Source organism: Streptomyces sp. NPDC015220 (assembly GCF_043079345.1).
Classification (GTDB): domain Bacteria; phylum Actinomycetota; class Actinomycetes; order Streptomycetales; family Streptomycetaceae; genus Streptomyces.
Window position 1 is genome coordinate 173,464 of sequence record NZ_JBIBUK010000005.1, and the last position, 18,007, is coordinate 191,470.

The 18,007-nt window shown below is 72.9% G+C and carries 12 protein-coding genes and 1 pseudogene; 4 read left to right on the forward strand and 9 right to left on the reverse strand.

From position 1 onward, the window contains the following. Positions 1 to 30: 30 nt before the first annotated feature. Entirely contained in the window at positions 31 to 3,447 is a 3,417-nt protein-coding gene (locus tag ACF061_RS14410) for a S41 family peptidase (RefSeq protein ID WP_392267178.1), read from the reverse strand. A gap of 156 nt (positions 3,448 to 3,603) precedes the next feature. Here ACF061_RS14410 and ACF061_RS14415 point away from each other — a divergent pair, with 156 nt between their 5' ends. The 3 genes from ACF061_RS14415 to ACF061_RS14425 all read left to right on the forward strand — a co-directional run bounded on the left by ACF061_RS14415 (position 3,604) and on the right by ACF061_RS14425 (position 7,131). Continuing rightward, positions 3,604 to 4,245: a TetR/AcrR family transcriptional regulator gene (locus ACF061_RS14415; RefSeq protein ID WP_392267179.1), complete on the forward strand. Its 642-nt coding sequence runs from the start codon at positions 3,604 to 3,606 to the stop codon at positions 4,243 to 4,245. A gap of 104 nt (positions 4,246 to 4,349) precedes the next feature. Further along, positions 4,350 to 6,566 carry an MMPL family transporter gene (locus ACF061_RS14420; RefSeq protein ID WP_392267180.1) on the forward strand — a complete coding sequence of 739 codons (2,217 nt, stop codon included), beginning with the start codon at positions 4,350 to 4,352 and terminating at the stop codon, positions 6,564 to 6,566. 289 nt (positions 6,567 to 6,855) lie between these two features. Beyond that, positions 6,856 to 7,131 carry a DUF1876 domain-containing protein gene (locus tag ACF061_RS14425; RefSeq protein ID WP_392267181.1) on the forward strand — a complete coding sequence of 92 codons (276 nt, stop codon included), beginning with the start codon at positions 6,856 to 6,858 and terminating at the stop codon, positions 7,129 to 7,131. Positions 7,132 to 7,159: 28 nt separating this feature from the next. Here the strand turns inward: ACF061_RS14425 and ACF061_RS14430 are convergent, their stop codons facing one another. Genes ACF061_RS14430 through ACF061_RS14445 form a run of 4 tightly spaced genes read right to left on the reverse strand, consistent with a single transcriptional unit; the run spans position 7,160 to position 10,989 of the window. Further along, positions 7,160 to 8,371, reverse strand: coding sequence for a serine hydrolase domain-containing protein (locus tag ACF061_RS14430; protein ID WP_392267182.1), 1,212 nt, complete (start codon positions 8,369 to 8,371; stop codon positions 7,160 to 7,162). Positions 8,372 to 8,430: 59 nt separating this feature from the next. Further along, positions 8,431 to 9,189 (reverse strand): energy-coupling factor ABC transporter ATP-binding protein, encoded by a 759-nt coding sequence (locus tag ACF061_RS14435; protein WP_392267183.1) that lies wholly within the window; start codon positions 9,187 to 9,189, stop codon positions 8,431 to 8,433. Next, on the reverse strand, positions 9,177 to 9,938 hold the full coding sequence (cbiQ, locus tag ACF061_RS14440; RefSeq protein WP_392267184.1) for a cobalt ECF transporter T component CbiQ: 762 nt from the start codon (positions 9,936 to 9,938) through the stop codon (positions 9,177 to 9,179). Before cbiQ ends, ACF061_RS14435 begins: the two co-directional genes overlap by 13 nt. Before the next feature lies 1 nt (position 9,939). Next, positions 9,940 to 10,989 (reverse strand): energy-coupling factor ABC transporter permease, encoded by a 1,050-nt coding sequence (locus tag ACF061_RS14445; protein WP_392267185.1) that lies wholly within the window; start codon positions 10,987 to 10,989, stop codon positions 9,940 to 9,942. Positions 10,990 to 11,150: 161 nt separating this feature from the next. On the opposite strand from ACF061_RS14445, the gene ACF061_RS14450 reads away from it, so the two are divergent. Next, a complete protein-coding gene (locus ACF061_RS14450) occupies positions 11,151 to 11,513 on the forward strand; it encodes an SsgA family sporulation/cell division regulator (RefSeq protein WP_392267186.1) in 363 nt (120 codons plus the stop codon). A gap of 298 nt (positions 11,514 to 11,811) precedes the next feature. Here ACF061_RS14450 and ACF061_RS14455 read toward each other — a convergent pair whose 3' ends face one another. The 4 genes and pseudogenes from ACF061_RS14455 to ACF061_RS14470 form a co-directional block, all read right to left on the reverse strand. Next, a complete protein-coding gene (locus ACF061_RS14455) occupies positions 11,812 to 13,479 on the reverse strand; it encodes a penicillin-binding transpeptidase domain-containing protein (protein WP_392267187.1) in 1,668 nt (555 codons plus the stop codon). A 365-nt stretch (positions 13,480 to 13,844) separates the two neighbouring features. Continuing rightward, positions 13,845 to 15,467, reverse strand: coding sequence for a penicillin-binding transpeptidase domain-containing protein (locus tag ACF061_RS14460; RefSeq protein ID WP_392267188.1), 1,623 nt, complete (start codon positions 15,465 to 15,467; stop codon positions 13,845 to 13,847). Positions 15,468 to 16,151: 684 nt separating this feature from the next. Next, positions 16,152 to 16,700: a DUF4142 domain-containing protein gene (locus ACF061_RS14465; protein ID WP_392267189.1), complete on the reverse strand. Its 549-nt coding sequence runs from the start codon at positions 16,698 to 16,700 to the stop codon at positions 16,152 to 16,154. A gap of 854 nt (positions 16,701 to 17,554) precedes the next feature. Then, positions 17,555 to 17,818: pseudogene (locus ACF061_RS14470) on the reverse strand (DUF6932 family protein); the annotation flags it as partial. Positions 17,819 to 18,007 lie beyond the last annotated feature (189 nt).

The following is an 18,007-nucleotide window of genomic DNA, read 5'->3' on the forward strand; positions in this document are numbered from 1 at the left end:
GCCGGCTCACGGGTCGGACCTGCCGGAGGTCTACGGCGAGTGCCGTGGGGGCAGCTTCGGCCGGGAGCGGTCCGGGACGTCGTCGTAACCCGGGGGTTTCGCGGCCGGGTTGGCGGCCAGCAGCTCCAGGGCCAGCTCGATCGCGTCGTCCATCCCGACGTGCCGGCCCTCGGCCCAGTCCAGGGGCGTGCGCAGACGCTCCAGGTCGGGGGCGACGCCGTGGTTCTCGACGGACCAGCCGTAGGCGTCGAACCAGGCCGCGTTCATCGGCACCGTGATCACCGTGCCGTCGCCGAGGCGGTGCCGGCCGGTCATGCCGACCACCCCGCCCCAGGTGCGCTGGCCGACCACCGGCCCGAGTTCCAGCAGTTTGATGGCGGCGGTGATCATGTCGCCGTCGGAGGAGGTCGCCTCGTCGGCGAGGGCCACGATGGGCCCCCGGGGCGCGTTCGAGGCGTACGACACCGGCTGGGCGTCGCGGGTCAGGTCCCAGCCCAGGATGGTCCGGGTCAGCTTCTCTATGACCAGCTCGCTGATGTGGCCGCCCGCGTTGCCGCGCACGTCGACGATGAGCGCCGGGCGGGACATCTCCATGCGCAGGTCCCGGTTGAACTGCGCCCAGCCGGAGCCGCCCAGGTCGGGGATGTGCAGGTAGCCGCAGCGGCCGTCGCTCATCTCCCGGGTGACCTGACGGCGTTTGGAGACCCAGTCCTGGTAGCGCAGGGACCGGTCGTCGATCAGGGGCACGACGGCGACCCGCCGGGCCGGTCCGGTGCCCTCGGCGGGCGCGAACGTCAGCTCCACGGTCGTGCCGCCGGAGCCGGCCAGCAGCGGGAAGGGGCCCGCGAGCGGGTCCACCGGGCGGCCGTCCACGTGGGTCAGCACGGCGCCCTCGCGGATGCCGGTGCCGGCCAGCGGAGAGCGGGCGCGGGAGTCGGAGGAGTCGCCGGGCAGGATCCGCCGGACCACCCAGCCGGCGTCGCGCCGGACCAGGTTGGCGCCCAGCAGGCCCTGCCAGCGCTGGTAGTGCGCCGGGCCCTCGTTGCGGCGGGCGGCGGCGACGTAGGCGTGCGAGGTGCCCAGCTCGCCCAGGACCTCCCGCAGCAGGTCGGCGAACTCGTCGGGGGAGGCGACGCGTTCGACCAGCGGTCGGTACTGCGCGAGTACCCCGTCCCAGTCGATGCCGCACATGTCCGGCTCCCAGAAGTAGGCCCGGATGAGCCGGCCCGCCTCCTCGTACGCCTGGCGCCACTCGGCGGCCGGGTCGACCATGTGCAGGATCCGGCGGGTGTCGATCCAGGTCGTCGTGTCGCTGTCGCCGAGTTCGGTGGACGGGACCGCGCGCAGATCGCCCTCGTCGACCACGACCAGCCGGGTGCCGTCGCCGCTGACCGTGAACCAGTCGAGGTGGGCGACGAGTTCGGCCTTCTTCGCCTTGCTGATCTGGAAGTACTCCAGGGTCGGCCGGCCGGTGGTGTCGTCCGGGTTCGCGAACGTCTCGCCGAGCGCTCCGGAGATCGGCCAGCGCAGCCAGACCAGTCCGCCGCCCGCGACCGGGTGCAGGGCCGAGTACTTGGAGGCGGTGACCGGGAACGGCGTCACCCGGTTCTCCAGGCCCTCCACCTCGACGGTCACCGCGCCCGGCTCGCCGGTCTCCTCGACCTCCACCGGGTCCAGCCCGCCGGCCGCCGGCCGGCCCTCGGGGTTGAGGGCGAAGGGGGAGGGGGTCGCGGAGGACAGCGGGACGAGGTAGGGCTTGCAGCCGAGCGGGAAGGACAGGTCGCCGGTGTGCACGTCGTACACCGGGTCGAAGCCGCGCCAGGACAGGAAGGCCAGATAGCGGCCGTCCCGGGTGAAGACCGGGTTCTCGTCCTCGAAGCGGCCGTTGGTGACGTCCACGACCAGACGGTCCTTGATGCGGGCCATCTTGATCTGCCGCAGTGAGCGCCCGATCCCCGGGTGCGACCAGGTCAGCCAGGCCCCGTCCGGCGAGAAGGCGAGATCGCGCACGGGGCCGTTGTCCGACCGGACCAGCTCGGTGACCCGTCCGCCGGAGGGCTCGGCCCCGGCGGGCGCCGCTGAGCCGGAGGCGTCCGCCGCGGACCGGGGGGCCTCGGTGTCCGCCGCGGCCGGCGAACTCCCCGTGCTCGCCGGGGAGTCGGCGCCCGTCGCCTCCTCTCCGTCCCCGGCGGCCTCCACCGTCCCCGTCGTCTGTGCGGCCTCCTCCGTCACGTCGAGCAGCAGCAGCCGTCCGTCGTGGGCGGCGAGGGCCAGGCGTTCGCCCTCGGGGTCGGAGGCCGTCTCCAGCACGCGGCCCAGTTCCCCGGAGGCGAGCCTGCGCGGCGGCCGGGCGCCGGTGGCGCGGGGCAGGTGGGCGATCTCGACGGCGTCCTCGCCGTCGGCGTCGGTGACGTAGGCGATCCGGCCGCTCTCGCCGAGCATCTCGGGCAGCCGGACCCGGACGCCGGGGGTGTCGGTCAGGGTGCGGGCGGGACCGTCGCGGTGGGTCAGCCAGTACAGGGAGCCGCGTACCACGACGGCGCTGGCCCGGCCCGTCTCGTCCACGGAGATGCCGTCCACGTGCTGGGCGGCCGGCACCGGATAGCGGCGGCGGCCCGCCCGGGGCCCGCTCAGCGTGACGTCCAGCCGGTGCGGGACCGAGTCCGCGGACAGGTCGTCGACGAGCCACAGGTCGCCCGCGCACTGGTAGACGACCCGGGTACCGTCGCTGGCGGCGTGCCGGGCGTAGAAGGCGTCGTGGTCGGTGTGCCGGCGCAGGTCGGAGCCGTCGTAGGCGCACGAGTAGAGGTTGCCCACGCCCTCGTGGTCGGAGAGGAAGGCGATCCGGCCGCCGACGAACATGGGGCAGGCCAGGTGGCCGTCGACGTCGGGGAGCAGCCGCCGGCCGTGCAGCCACAGCCGGCCCGTCGCGCCGCCCCGGTAGCGCTTCCAGGAGGCCGGCTCGTGCGGCGGGGTGCCGGTCAGCAGCAGGCTCCTGCGTTCGCCGTCGATCTCGGCGGCCTGGATGTCGGAGACCGGGCCCCAGGGCAGCTTGCGGCCGGGGGAGCCGTCGGTGGCGACCTTGTAGGCCCAGGTGAAGTACGAGAACGGCTCGCCGTGCGAGGTGACGGCGAGGATCTCGGTGTGCCCGTCCTCGTCGGGCGGGGCCCAGCCGCACACCCGGGTGTCGGAGCTGCCCCAGTACGTCAGCTGCCGCCCCGGCCCGCCGTCCACCGGGACGAGGTGGATCTCCGGCGCGAGGCTGCGCCAGTTCGTGTACGCGATCCGGCTGCCGTCGGGGGAGAAACGCGGGTGGCCGGTCTTGGTGCGGTCCACGGTGAGCCGCCAGGCCCGGCCCGCTCCGTCGAGCGGGGCCAGCCAGAGGTCGTCCTCGGCCACGAAGCACAACAGATCGCCGCTGAGGTGCGGCAGGCGCAGATAACTCACCAATCCATGCTTCGCCCGGGGATGGACCGCAGCAACTTATGCGGAACCGACGAACGTGACCGAGCGCACGTACGAAACCGTTTCGTTTCGTTGAGGCGGTGCGCTACATTCGTTCCGTACGAAACGTGTCGTACGCGAGCGGAGAGGCGGGGCGGGATGAGCGAGGCGTCCAAGGGCGCGGCGGCCGCCGCCCCGGTGGAGCCGGCGCCCGCACCGGGGCGGCGAAGCCGGATCACGCCCGAGCGGGAGGCCCAGCTGTACGCGGCCGTGCTCGACCTGCTCCGTGAGGTCGGCTACGACGCCCTCACCATGGACGCCGTCGCCGCCCGCACCCGGTCCAGCAAGGCCACGCTCTACCGCCAGTGGGGCGGCAAGGCCGAGCTGGTGGTGAAGGCCATCCGGCACGGCAAGCCCGGCGACCTGGACGGCACCGACACCGGATCGCTCCGCGGTGACCTGCACGCCCTGGTGGCCCGCGAGGACGACTGCGGCATGGAACAGAACTCCGCGCTGATGCGGGGCCTGGCCATGGCGATGCACGCCAACCCGGACCTGAGACAGGCCTTCCGGGACCAGCTCATCGAACCGGAGACGGCCGCCTTCCACCGCATGCTGCGGCGCGCCATCGACCGCGGCGAGATCCGGGCGGACTGCCCGGCCCTGGACTTCGTCGTCCACATGATGGCCGGCGGTTTCGTCGTCCGGACGTTGATCGAGGACCAGCCGCCCACCCGGGACTTCCTTCGTTCGTACATCGACGCCGTGGTCCTCCCCGCCCTCGGCGCGCCCACCTCCTGAACCCCACTCCCCAGCAAGCCCACTCTCTGACGTCACCGCTCACGTCGTCGGGCTGATGAACCCTGCCCCGTACCACCCAACGACCTGACCGGGAGTACGCCCACGTGGCCACGTTCCTGTACAAACTGGGCCGTCTCGCCTTCCGGCGACGGCACTTCGTCGCCCTGATATGGGTGGCGCTGCTGACCCTCGCCGGCATCGGCGCCGCCTCCGCGCCGCCCGCCGGCAACACCTCCTTCTCCATCCCCGGCACCGAGGCCCAGAAGGCCTTCGACCTGCTGGAACAGCGCTTCCCCGGCGCGAGCGCCGACGGCGCCACCGCGCGCGTGGTGTTCAAGGCGCCCAGCGGCGAGAAGATGACGGCCGCCGGCAACAAGGCGGCGGTGGAGAAGACGGTCGAGGAACTGTCCGCCGGCTCCGAGGTCGCCTCCGTCAGCGACCCCTACACCGGCCACGCCGTCAGCAAGGACGGCACCATCGCCTACACGTCGGTCAAGTACAAGGTCTCCGGCATGGAGCTGGAGGACTCCTCCCGCACCGCGCTGAAGAACGCCGCGCAGGACGCGCGCGAGGCCGGGCTGACCGTGGAGATCGGCGGCGACGCCCTCAACGCCGCGCCCGAGACCGGGGCCACCGAGGTCATCGGCATCGCCATCGCGGCCGTCGTCCTCGTCATCACCTTCGGCTCGCTGCTCGCCGCCGGACTGCCGCTGCTGACCGCGATCATCGGCGTCGGCATCGGCGTCTGCACGGTCACCGCCCTCGCCAGCACCCTCGACCTGGGCTCCACCACCTCCACCCTGGCCTCGATGATCGGCCTCGCCGTCGGCATCGACTACGCGCTGTTCATCGTCTCCCGCTACCGCGCCGAACTGGCCGAGGGCCGCACCCGCGAGGAGGCGGCCGGCCGGGCCGTCGGCACCGCCGGCTCCGCGGTGGTCTTCGCGGGCCTCACCGTGGTGATCGCCCTGGTCGGCCTGTCCGTCGTCAACATCCCGATGCTGACGAAGATGGGCGTCGCCGCGGCCGGCACCGTCGTCATCGCCGTCCTCATCGCGCTGACCATGATCCCGGCACTGCTCGGCTACGCCGGCCGCAAGGTCAAGCCGGCCGGTGAGAAGAGCAAGCTGCTGGGCGGCTCCCGCACCGCGAAGAAGCCGGGCGGACCCAACCTGGGCACCCGCTGGGCGAGCTTCGTCATCCGCCGTCCCGTCGCCGTGCTGCTGCTCGGCGTGCTCGGCCTGGGCGCCGCCGCCGTACCCGCCGCCTCCCTCGAACTCGGACTCCCGGACGACGGCTCCCAGCCCACCTCCACCACCCAGCGCCGCGCCTACGACCTCCTCTCGGAGGGCTTCGGCCCCGGCTTCAACGGCCCGCTGATGGTCGTGGTCGACGCCAAGGACAGCGCCCGTCCCAAGGCCGCCTTCACCGAGGTGACCGACGAGATCAAGGGCCTCAAGGACGTCGTCACCGTCACCCCGGCGCAGCCCAACAAGGCCGGCGACACCGCGACGGTCACCGTCATCCCCAACTCCAAGCCGTCCTCCACCACCACCGAGGAACTGGTGCACGCCATCCGCGACGCCAGGGCGGACATCAAGGCCAAGACGGACGCCGACGTCCTGGTCACCGGCTCGACGGCGATGAACATCGACGTCTCGCAGAAGCTGAACGACGCCCTGTTCCCGTACCTGGCGCTCGTCGTCGGCCTGGCCTTCCTCCTCCTGATCGTGGTCTTCCGCTCGCTCCTGGTCCCGCTGAAGGCGGCGCTCGGCTTCCTGCTGTCGGTGATGGCCGCGCTCGGCGCGGTGGTCGCGGTCTTCCAGTGGGGCTGGCTCTCCGGCCTGATGGGCGTGGAGCAGACCGGACCGGTCATGTCGATGATGCCGATCTTCATGGTGGGCGTCGTCTTCGGCCTGGCGATGGACTACGAGGTGTTCCTCGTGACCCGGATGCGCGAGGCGTACGTCCACGGCGAGAAGCCGAGCCAGGCGATCGTGACCGGCTTCCGCCACGGCGCGCGGGTCGTGACGGCGGCCGCGGTCATCATGATCGCCGTCTTCTCCGGGTTCATCGGCTCCAGCGAGTCGATGATCAAGATGATCGGCTTCGGCCTCGCCATCGCGGTGTTCTTCGACGCGTTCATCGTGCGCATGGCCATCGTCCCCGCGGTCCTGGCCCTGCTCGGCCGCCGCGCCTGGTGGCTGCCGCGGTGGCTGGAGCGCGCCCTGCCCAACGTCGACGTGGAGGGCGAGGGCCTGCGCGCCCACGACGCCCACCGCACCGACCCGGACGACGACCGGGAGCTGGTGCGCGCCTGACGCGACCGCTCCCGGCGGCGAACCGGCCGGTGAGGGCGCCCGTGGGGACGGGCCGCGCCCTCACCGGCCTTTCGCCGCGCACCGGGTGCGTCCCGCCCCCACCCGCCCGCGGAAGGCCGCCCGGTCCCGGTCGACGCCGTGCTTCCCAAGTCCGGGTCGGGGACGCTCCCGCGCTCGCGGCGCCCCGGGCGTCGCCGGGGCGCCGGAGGCCGCGTTCCCGCTCCGTCCGATGCTGCGCACCGGTGCGGAAAGGCGCACCCTGGAAGCAGGTGTTCCGGAGGTGATGGACATGATGAAGACCGCTGTGGGATGGCATGTGGAGCTGGAGTTCCAGGAGGACGACCAGCACACCAAGGCGGCGGCGTTGGTCCGGCTGCCCGACGGCAGCGCGGTCCGTGCGCACGGACGGGCCAGCAGGCACCGCACGGACTCCAACCAGCCGCGGATCGGCGAGGAGATCGCCGGCGCCCGCGCCCTCAACGAACTCGCCATGCAGTTGCTCACCAAAGCGCACGGCGAGATCGACGACGCGTCGGGCCGCACCTCCCAGCCCATCCACATCTGAGGCCGGGAGCCCGGCCGTTGCCGCGCGGCTACGCCAACGACGCGCGTACCGCCCGTACCAGCGCCTGCGCCCGGGGGTCCGCCGTCACGCTGCCGCGGAAGCCGTTGGTGACGTAGCCGAAGGCGACGCCGGACTCCGGGTCGGCGAAGCCGAGGGAGCCGCCGCGGCCCGGGTGGCCGAAGGAGCCGGGGCCGAGCAGCGGCGACGCGCCGCCGTGCAGCATGTAGCCGAGGCCGAAGCGGGTGGGGACGACGAGGACGCGGTCCGGGCCCGCCGAGGCCTCCGTGCGGGCCCGCTGGGCGGTCCGGGGCGTGAACAGGCGCACCCCGCCGTCGACCTCGCCGATCAGGGAGGCGTAGAAGCGGGCCAGGCCGTCGGCGGTCGCGATGCCGTTGGAGGCGGGCAGGACGGCGGCCCGGTACACCGGGTCGTTCTCGTCGGGCTGCGGGGTGATCGCGCCGAACGCCCGGCTGGTGAGGGAGTCCGGATCGGCGTAGGCCTCGGCGACCGCGCGCTTGGGCCGCAGCCTCAGCCCGCCGGCCCGCGGGGCCGGGGACTCCACGCGGCCCACCCGTCCGACGCGGCCGCTCTCGGCCGGCGGCAGGCCGACCCACAGGTCCGCCCCGACCGGCCCGGCGATCTCCCGTGCTGTCCACTCGCCGATCGTCCGGCCGGTCACCCGCCGCACCAGCTCGCCCGTCAGCCAGCTGTACGTCTGCGCGTGGTAGCCGTGGTCCGTGCCCGGCTCCCAGGCCGGCGCCTGGGCGGCCACCGCCTCCGCGCCGAGCACCGGATCGGCGGCCTGCGCCGGCGTCAGCGGCCGGTCCAGCGCGGGCACGCCCGCACGGTGGGCGAGCAACTGCCACACCAGTGTCCGCTCCTTGCCCGCCGCCTTGTACTCGGGCCAGTACTCGCCCACCGGCGCGGCCAGGTCCAGCTCGCCGCGCTGGTGCAGCAGCAGAAGCACGGCCGCGGCGACGCCCTTGGTCGCCGACCGCACGATCTGCGCGGTTCCCCGATCCCAGGGCGCCGCGTCCCCGCCCCGCGCGTCGACGTCCCGCGTCCCGGCCCACAGGTCGACGACCCGGTGCCCGTCCCGGTACACCGCGACCGCCGCGCCCCGCTCGCCGCGCTCCGCGAAGTTCTCCGCGAACGCTTCCCCGACCGGCTCGAAGCCCTCGGCCACCGCACCGCTCACGTCCACGCCCACGTACGCACTCCCGTCACTCTTCACGCGCATCCACCATGCCGCCTGCGGCAGTGAGTGGAACACGGGCGTGGGGCCTGCGATTCCTCGGGTCAGGCTCGCGCCGTCACGGACCGCGGGTCGAAGCCGAACGGCAGCTCCAGGCGGTGGGCGCGCATCAGGGCGTCGTCGGAGAGCAGTTCGCCGGTCGGACCGTCCGCCGCGATCACGCCGTCGCTGAGGACCAGCGAGCGCGGGCACAGCTCCAGCGCGTACGGCAGGTCGTGGGTGACCATGAGCACGGTCACGTCCAACGAGCGGAGGATGTCGGCCAGTTCACGGCGCGAGGCCGGGTCCAGGTTGGACGAGGGCTCGTCCAGGACCAGGATCTCCGGTTCCATGGCGAGGACGGTCGCCACCGCCACCCGGCGGCGCTGGCCGAAGGAGAGGTGGTGCGGCGGCCGGTCGGCGAAGTCGCGCATGCCGACCCGCTCCAGGGCCGTCGCGACCCGCTGCTCCAGCTCCGGCCCCTTCAGCCCGGCCGCGGCCGGGCCGAACGCCACGTCCTCGCGCACCGTCGGCATGAACAGCTGGTCGTCCGGGTCCTGGAAGACGATGCCGACCCTCTGCCGGATCTCCGCCATGTGTTTCCTGCCGACCGGCAGCCCGGCCACCGTCACCGTGCCGGTCCCGCCGCCCAGGATGCCGTTCAGATGCAGCACGAGCGTGGTCTTGCCGGCGCCGTTCGGGCCGAGCAGCGCCACCCGTTCCCCGCGCTCGACGCGGAAGTCGACGCCGAACAGGGCCTGGTGGCCGTCGGGGTATGCGAAGGCGAGGCCGGAGACCTCCAGAGAAGCAGTCACAGCATCCATCCCAGCAGACAGACCAAGAGCGCGGCACAGGGGAGGGTCAGGGCGTACGACCACTGCGCCCGGGACGCGGTCACCTCGTCGATGACCGGCATCGAACCGGCGTAGCCGCGGCTCACCATGGCCAGGTGGACGCGCTCACCGCGCTCGTAGGAGCGGATGAACAGCGCGCCCGCGGACTTCGCCAGCACCCCCCAGTGCCGGACGCCGCGCGCCTCGAAGCCGCGCGACTCCCGGGCGATCCGCATCCGCCGCATCTCGTCGGTGATCACGTCGCCGTAGCGGATCATGAAGGAGGCGATCTGCACCAGCAGCGGGGGCAGCCTGAGCCGTTGCAGGCCGAGCAGCAGTTCCCGCAGCTCGGTGGTCGCGGCCAGCAGCACGGAGGCGGTGACGCCCAGGGTGCCCTTGGCGAGCACGTTCCAGGCGCCCCACAGGCCGTTCACGCTCAGCGACAGCCCGAGGACGTGCACCCGCTCGCCCTCCGCCACGAACGGCATGAGCACCGCGAACGCGACGAACGGCACCTCGATCAGCAGTCGCTTGAGCAGGAAGGCGGCGGGCACGCGGGCCGCGCCGGCCACCGCGGCCAGCAGGACGGCGTACAGGGCGAACGCCCACATCGCCTCCCTGGGGGTCGAGACCACGACCACGACGAAGGCGAAGACGGCGGCCAGCTTGGTGTGCGGCGGCAGCGCGTGCACGGGCGAGTGCCCGTGCCGGTACAGCCGGTGAGCGTGTCCCGCGCCCATCTCAGGCGGCCTGGGAGACGGAGGAGTCGGAGACGGCGCGGCGCCTTCGCACGACCCAGAAGACGGCGCTGCCGACCACGACCGTGCCGCCGACCCCGATCACGCCCGCGAGCCCGCCGGACAGCCGGGCGTCGGAGACGTCCTTCACTCCGTAGTCGGCGAGCGGGGAGTCGGCGGAGGTGTGCCGCTCCTCCTTCTTGTCGATGCCCTTGTCGTGGGCGACCTTCTCCAGGCCGTCGGGGCTGGCGGAGGCGTAGAAGCTGACGAAGCCGGCGAGGACCAGGGAGGTGACCAGGCCGGTGATCCACAGCTTGCGGTGCGACCGGGCGGCCACGGCGACAGGGGCGGGGGCGGCGGCCGGGGCGTCGACCAGTTCGCCGTTCACCCGCAGCTTCAGCCGCTGCTCCAGGCCGCGCGCGCCGTGGACCAGGTCGGGGCGTACGGCGACGACGGCGGCGACGGTCAGCGCGGTGATCACGGCCTCGCCGATGCCGATGAGGACGTGCACGCCGATCATGGCGGTGGCGACCTTGCCGATCGACACGTCGGTGGTGCCGCCGACCGCGTAGATCAGCGTGAAGGCGACGGCGGCGGCCGGGACGGACAGGAGCGCGGCGGCGAAGGAGGCGACGGTGACCGAGCTGCGGCGGCGCGGCAGCACCTTCAGCAGACCGCGGAAGACGGCGTACGCCACGACCGTCGTGACGATCGCCATGTCGGTGATGTTGACACCGAGCGCCGTCAGCCCGCCGTCGGCGAAGAGGATGCCCTGCATGAGCAGGACGACGGACACGCACAGGACCCCGGTGAAGGGGCCCACGAGTATGGCGGCCAGCGCACCCCCGAGGAGGTGGCCGCTGGTGCCGGCGGCGACGGGGAAGTTGAGCATCTGCACCGCGAAGATGAACGCGGCGACCAGACCCGCCAGTGGCGCGGTCCGCTCGTCGAGTTCCCGGCGGGCGCCGCGCAGGCTCACGGCGAGGGCGCCGGCGGCGATCACACCGGTCGCGGCGGAGGTGGGGGCGTTGATGAATCCGTCAGGCACATGCACCGTTCGATGATAGAGGCTTGTTGCGAACCTTTTGCAAGAGCGCATCCGTCGTGCGCGACACGCGGTCCGGGAAGCGCTTCGAGGGAAATGTGCGACATTGGTAGGAAGACAACGAGGATGCTCGGCTTCGTGGGGGTCACACAGCGTAAAGGGGTCGTCCGATGTCCGTAGTCGTACAGCATGCACGCGCCCACATAGTGACCGACGACGACCTCCGGGACGACCACGCCTCCGTGCCGGTCGTCCTGCGCTACGACTCGCGGGACCCGCGCTCGGTGCGGATCGGGCTGCCCGACCGGCACGAGTGGACGTTCTCCCGCTCACTGCTCGAACAGGGGCTGCGCGCCCCGGCCGGCACCGGAGAGGTGCGGGTGTGGCCGTGCGGCCGGGTGCAGGCCGTGGTCGAGTTCCATTCCGCGCAGGGTGTCTCGGTGGTGCAGTTCGAGACCAGGACGCTGGACAGGTTCCTGCGGCGGACCTACTCGGCCGCCGAGGCGAACACCCCGGCGGTGGTCCACCGGTAGACGGCGGCCCGACGGCCGGTCCGGTGGGTGACGGCTTGGAGGTGGCCCGCCCGTGGACGGTGGCCCGACGGCCGGTCCGGTGGGTGACGGCCCGGGAGTGGCCCACCGGTGGATGGCGGCCTGATGGCCGGCCCGGCGGGTGACGGTTTGGCGGCGAGCCCGGCGGGCGGAGGCCTGGCGGCGAGCTCGGCCGGGCGGCCGGCCCATGCGGTGGGCCGCCGGCGGGGGTCGCCGGGGCGGAGGGATCCTGGAGCCGCGGTCGAGGGATCCTGGAGCCGCGCGGTCGAGGGTGCCGGACTCAGCCGCCCATCTTGAGCAGGGACGCCACGATCGGACCCGCCGTGTCGCCGCCGTGCCCGCCCGCCTGCACGACGCCCGCCGCGGCCAGGTCGCCCCGGTAGGCGGTGAACCAGCCGTTGGGCTTCTTCTGCCCGTCGACCTCCGCGGACCCGGTCTTCGCGCCGTAGTCCGGGCCGAGCCCCGACATGGCCTCGGCGGCCGTGCCGGAGGTGGCGGTGTACCGCATCAGTTCGCGCAACTGGGAGAGGGTGTCCGCGGAGAGCTTGCGGGAGGCCGTGGCGAGCTCGCGGTGGTCGGTGGAGGGGGAGACCAGGTACGGCTGGTGGAAGGTGCCGGACTTCACCGTCGCGGCCACCGACGCCATGTTCAGCGGGTTCATCCGGACCCCGCCCTGGCCGATCAGCGAGGCCGCCATCTGGGCCGCCGACTGCACCGGCACCGAGCCGTCGAAGGTCGGCACCCCGATCGACCAGTTGTCCATCGACAGGCCGAACACCTGCTGGGCCTGGCGGGTCAGGTCGTCGTTCCTCAGCTTGCCCGCCTGGCTGATGAAGGCGGTGTTGCAGGAGCGGGCGAAGCTCGCCCTGAACGAGCCGTTCTCGATCTCGAAGTCGTCGTCGTTGTGGAACTTCCAGCCGCCGTAGGTGAAGGTCTTCGGGCACGGGTGCTTCTTGTCCGCCGACGCTAGCTTCTTCTCGATCAGCAGCGAGGAGGTGATGACCTTCATCGTGGAGCCGGGGGCGAGGGAGCCCTGGAAGGCGGTGTTGAAACCGTGCCCGGCGTTGGCCACCGCCAGGATCTCGCCGGTCGAGGGCCGCAGCACCACCACCGACGACCGGTCCCGCTTGGCCACCTGACGCTCGGCCGCCGCCTGGAGCGCGGGGTTCAGCGTCGTCCTGACGGTGCCCGGCGTGCCCTTGCTCAGCTCGGCGAGCGTCTTGTCCGACAGCTCGGCCTTCTTCGCCTCCGCGCCCCGCACCACGCGCAGTTCGACGCCCGCCCGCCCGCCGGCCGTCTTGCCGTACTTCGCGCGCAGCCCGTCCAGCACCGTGCCCAGCGACGGATACGCGGCGGCGGTCAGCTCGCGGCCATCGCGGTCCAGGGCCCGCACCGGCGGGGTGCCGGACTCGCCGGTGACCAGGGTGTCGCCGTCCCTGAGGTCGGGGTGCACGACGGCCGCGTGCCAGTCGACGACCGGCCTGCCGTCGGCCGCGCGGCGCACGACGGTCAGCGCGCTGTCGTAGGTCAGCGCCTTGGTCAGCCCCTTGTACGACACCGTCGCCCGGACGGTGAACGGGACCTTGCCGGCGCTGGGCGTGCCCTTGGTCAGGGAGACGTCCTTGAGGTGGGCGTCCTTGGTGTAGCCGGCGAGCAGGGCGGTGGCCGCGGCCGAGTCGCTGGTCGTCGCCGCCGCCTCGGCCGGCCGGCCCTGCTGCCAGGCCGACAGGAACCGCCCGGCCGTGGTGCTCACCTCGAGCGCGGTCAGCGGACCGGTCGGCACCTTCTTGTGGACGCCGGCCGCGGACGCGGTCCGGCCCTCGGCCTCGGCGCCGCCGCCGTACAGCGCGTACGCGCCGATGCCGGCGGCGCCGACCGCGGCGATCACTCCGCCGACCACGGCGGGACTCGTCTTCCGTCGCTCGACGACGCGCCTTCTCTTGCCCACTGCCTCGTGTCCTCCGCGATGGCGGGCACCCCACCGCCGCCCGCGCTGCTGCCGTTGTTCCTCGTGCGCCCTCGTGCCCTCACGGACCCAACGACGGCAACCACCCTAGGGTCCCGTCGCGGGGGCGTGGCGCCGGCGGGGGGACCGTAGCCAACCTGCGACAATCGGCCCGGTCACGGACCTGGGAGGGAGCCGGGCGGCCCAACGGCCGGCCGCGGCCGCCGGGAGCCCGCCGGACGCCGCATCGGCACGGTCACGGCGGAGGCGTGCGGCACGGTCGTCGGCCGTGACGACGGGGGTGGCGGAGCCGTGCGGCACGGCCGCCCGCCGCCGGGAGGCGGACGCCGCGGGGGCGGTGGTCCGGTTCAGCCGGCCGCGCGCAGCACCGCCGCCACGATCGGGCCGGCCGCGTCGCCGCCGTGACCGCCCTCCTGGGTCATCGCGGCGGCCGCCACGTCGTCGCGGTAGCCGGTGAACCAGCTGTTGGACTTCGCCTGCCCGTCGACCTCGGCGGAGCCGGTCTTCGCGCCGATCCGGCCGCTCAGCCCGGACATCGCGACGGCCGCGGTGCCCGTGGTGGCGGTGCGGTTCATCATCTGTCGCAACTGGGCGACGGTACCGGCCGGCAGGCCCTGGGCCCGGGCGATCTCGCGGTCGTCGAGGGAGGGCGGGACGAGGACCGGCTGCCGGAACCGGCCCGTCATCGCGGTCGCCGTCACCGAAGCCATGTTCAGCGGGCTCATCTGCACCTGGCCCTGGCCGATCATGTTGGCCGCGGTGTCGGGGCCGCCGGAGGCGGGCACCGAGCCGTCGAAGGACGGGATGCCGGTCTTCCAGTCGTCCCGGCCGAGCCCGAAGCGGTCCTGGGCCTCCCGCGTCAGGGAGTCGACCTTGACCTCGTCGGCGTACTTCACGAACGCCGTGTTGCAGGAGCGCGCGAAGCTCTCGGAGAGGGTGGCGTGCTCGTTCGGCTGCATGCCCGTGAGGTTGTGGAAGGTCTGGCTCTGCCACACCGCTTCGGGGGGACAGGGCGCGGGCCCGGCGGCGGTGGTGATCCCGTTGTCGATGAGCGTGGCGGCGCTGATGATCTTCATGGTGGAGCCGGGGGCGAGGCGCCCGAGGAAGGCCGCGTTGAAGGCGTCGTCACGGTGGTTGGCCACCGCCAGCACCTCGCCGGTGGACGCCTCCACCGCCACCACCGAGGACTCGGCGAACTTCCGCACCGCCTGCTCGGCCGCCGCCTGCGCGCTCGCGCTGAGCGTGGTGCGCAGCCTGCCCGCCTTGCCCTTGGCGAGGGTGATGAGCGGGGTCTCGGCCGCGTCGGCGTCCTCGTGGCGGATGCTCAGCTCGACGGCGGGGGTGCCGCCCGCCTTGTCGCCGTACTTCTCCCGCAGCTCGTCCAGGATCGGCCCCAGCGAGGGGTACTTGTCCTTCGTCAGCACGGCGCCGTGGCGATCCACGGCCTCGATCGGCGGGGCGGCCGACTCACCGGTCACGAGCGTGTCGCCCTTGCGCAGTTGGGGGTGGACGACCGACGGCTGCCAGTCGACCAGCGGCCGGTGACTGGTCGTGCCGCGCACGACGTTCAGCCGGCTGCGGTAGGCGAGCGGCTTGGTCTTCCCGTCGTACGACACGGTCGCCGTGACCGAGAAGGGCACGGTGGTCCCCGCCGCGGTGCCGGGCGTGATCCTCACCCGGTCGATGTGCGCCTCGCTGCCGAATGAGGACAGCAACGTCTCGGCCGCCTCGGGGAAGTTCGTGTACGACGCCGCCGTCGCCGCGTCCCCCTTCTCCCACGCCGCGAAGAACTTCGCCGACGCGTCCTTCACCTCGTCCCCGCTCGGCGGTCCGGTCCTCGCGGGCGCGGGTCCGTCGGCGACGGCCGTTCCGTTCAGCGCGGACACGAAGTTGTACCCCCCGTACACCGCTCCGCCCACCAGAACGGCGCACACCCCGCCGACCACCGCGGCCTTGGCCCCCTTGCGCATCAGCGCGCTCCTCCCCGTTTCCCTCCCGTGAAGCCTTCGCCCACGCATTTGTTGAACGCGTTCAAAGACTGCGTGCGCTCTGCACTGTATGCGGAACGGCGGCTCGCTGTGAGGGCTGTTCCCGGAAGTTGTCCGAAGAGAGATCAGCCAATCCCTGTCATATCCATGTATCGGCCCCATCCGAGCCGGCCGACCGACACCGGCGAGCGGTCCGACAGGAGTCCGCCGGGCGCGCAACCGGGCTGCGCGTAGGGGCCACGCGCCTCGGCCGCGCCGCCCCGGACGGCCCCTGTCACCGCCCCGGACGCCCCGGCGACAGCCCCCGCCACTGCTCCGGACGGCCCCCGCGACCGCTCCGGACGGCCCCGCACCGGCCCCTGCCACCGGCCGGCGACCGCACCCACTCGTCCCGACCCGCGCCGCGCCGCCCCGCGTCAGGGCGTCCGGCTCCCGCAGGGAAGGCGCATGGCAGGGATCGCCGCCGACCGGGGCTGGATCCAGGCGTCCGGCCGCATGTGCACCGGCACCGCCAAGGCCCGCGGACCCGGTGGCGCCCCGGCCAGGGCGTTCGCGTCTGGCCGGGGCCGGATCGGGTGTCCCGGGCGGCCTCCGGGCCGTGGCCCGGAGGAATCGACGCCCATGACTTCCGATGCGGGCGGGCTCACCTCCGTGAGCCGGCGTGGCCTACGCGTGGCACGTGCCGTGCTCGACCATCCGGGCGTGGCGTGCGACCACCGGGCGCGCGCTCCTGGCCAGGGACTTCACGTCCGGGTTGCCGCCCGAGGCGATCTCCTTGTCGATGAGCGCGAGGGTCTGTACGTGGGCGCCGTGCTGGGCCTTGAGCCAGGCGGCGTCGTAGGCGGGCTTCCCGGCGAGGGACTTGAGGGCGGCGGTCTGCCTGAGCTGCGCGGCCGTCTGCCCGGACGGCAGCGCCACGCCGAGCTTGTTCGCGGTCTTGGCGACACCGGCGTCGAGGACGCGGTGGTCGCGGACGAAGTCGGCGCCGGCCCGCTTGACGCAGGCGGTGGTCGCGGCGCTCTGGGCTTGCTTACCCGTGGTGATCTCCCACAGGTTTCCCTGGTGGGCCGCGGTCAGGAACTGCTTGTCCAGCGTGGAGACCACCGACGGCGAGGACGGCGCCGAAGCGAGGGCCGGGAGCGACAGGGCTCCCGTGACGCACAGGGTGGTTGCGCAGAGGGTGGCGAAACGGGCGCGGGATCGAGTCGTGTACATGAGTCCTCCACAGGTCGCACGTGCATGCCTCGGTGAGAACCCCCATCCGCGTTGCTCGGGGCGTGAGAAGCGCTGCCCATGCCATGGTTCATCCGGTCGGGCTCCTCGGCAACCGAGGACTCCCGGCGGCGGGGTGCCGGCGCGCGGTGGCCGATGGCGGACGAGGCGCGGAGCGCGTTGGCGGCGCGGCCGGTGCCGGCCGGGTCGCGGATGACACGCATCTCGCACACGAACCGTCCCCGCGCGGGTAGTTGACCGGTCATGACAGGACCGGAGCGGGCGGAGGACGGGGCGGCCGGGCGGCGAGCGCGGCGCCGGTGGGTGCGGCTGTTGGCGTTACTGGGCATCTGGGCGGTCGCATGGGGGGCCGTCGTGGTCGTTCTGCATCTGTGGATCGGGGAGTCATGGGGTGACGCGGGGTCGATCGGCCTGGTGTCGGCCATGAGTGCGGTGGGAGGCAGCTGGCTGGGGACCGTCATCCGGCGGAAAGCCGGCCGAGGCGACGGATGAGCCTCAGCCGAAGAGCGACAGCGGCACGGCGGAGACGCCGAAGGACAGCACGGTGAAACTCGCTTTCGGGCGAGCCGGGCGGGTGGATACGCTGCGCGGGCCCCGGGTGCTTGCAAGCTTGGGGACATGGACCGGCGGTCACGCTGGCGAGCACTCGCTCCGTGCGATTCCGCTGTAGCGGGTGGCCGCCGGTCCCAGAGGCGCGCGGTCAGCGCGTGCCGTCGAGGCGGATGCAGCACCCAGCCCTCGTCGTCTGTCCGCCCAGCTAGACCCCGTAACGGCCGAGTTGGCGGCGTCTCCTCCGCGCACCAGCCGGCATCGGTGAGATCGTTGAGATCTGCCAGCGTTTCTTGATCGAGTGCGTCGTAGTAGTGAGAGCTGACCAGGTAGGTCACGTCGACATCGCTGGGGTCGGGCTTGCTGCTCACGAAGCTCCCTCCAACCCACATGCGGCTGATCTCCCCCACCTGCGTCTCGACCATGGCGCGGTGCGTACACCATTCTTCCCAGATGTCGCGCCGGATCGCAGACCCTGTGGATACAACAAGCGTGGTGAACAACTCGTCCATGGACGCTGCGTAACGGCCCGGCGGCAGCAGGCCCGTCACAGGGTCGAGGCTGGGAAAAGCTCAAGATGCTCAATCCCCCCTCCCGCTTGATCGGCACGACGATCCTAGCGGCGCGATATGCCCCATGCAGCCGATCGAGATCGACCCTCGCCCATGGAGCGGCGGGCCATCTCCGGGCCGCCCGAGGTCGGCCGGCACAGGCCGCGGACGACCGACAACGATGGCGAC

Coding starts and splice junctions, on each gene's coding strand:
- ACF061_RS14450 (WP_392267186.1), top strand. CDS start 11,151: ATGTCCGTAGTCGTACAGCATGCACGCGCCCACATAGTGACCGACGAC.
- ACF061_RS14460 (WP_392267188.1), bottom strand. CDS start 15,467: ATGCGCAAGGGGGCCAAGGCCGCGGTGGTCGGCGGGGTGTGCGCCGTT.
- cbiQ (WP_392267184.1), bottom strand. CDS start 9,938: ATGGGCGCGGGACACGCTCACCGGCTGTACCGGCACGGGCACTCGCCC.
- ACF061_RS14425 (WP_392267181.1), top strand. CDS start 6,856: ATGATGAAGACCGCTGTGGGATGGCATGTGGAGCTGGAGTTCCAGGAG.
- ACF061_RS14430 (WP_392267182.1), bottom strand. CDS start 8,371: ATGCGCGTGAAGAGTGACGGGAGTGCGTACGTGGGCGTGGACGTGAGC.
- ACF061_RS14415 (WP_392267179.1), top strand. CDS start 3,604: ATGAGCGAGGCGTCCAAGGGCGCGGCGGCCGCCGCCCCGGTGGAGCCG.
- ACF061_RS14465 (WP_392267189.1), bottom strand. CDS start 16,700: ATGTACACGACTCGATCCCGCGCCCGTTTCGCCACCCTCTGCGCAACC.
- ACF061_RS14435 (WP_392267183.1), bottom strand. CDS start 9,189: ATGGATGCTGTGACTGCTTCTCTGGAGGTCTCCGGCCTCGCCTTCGCA.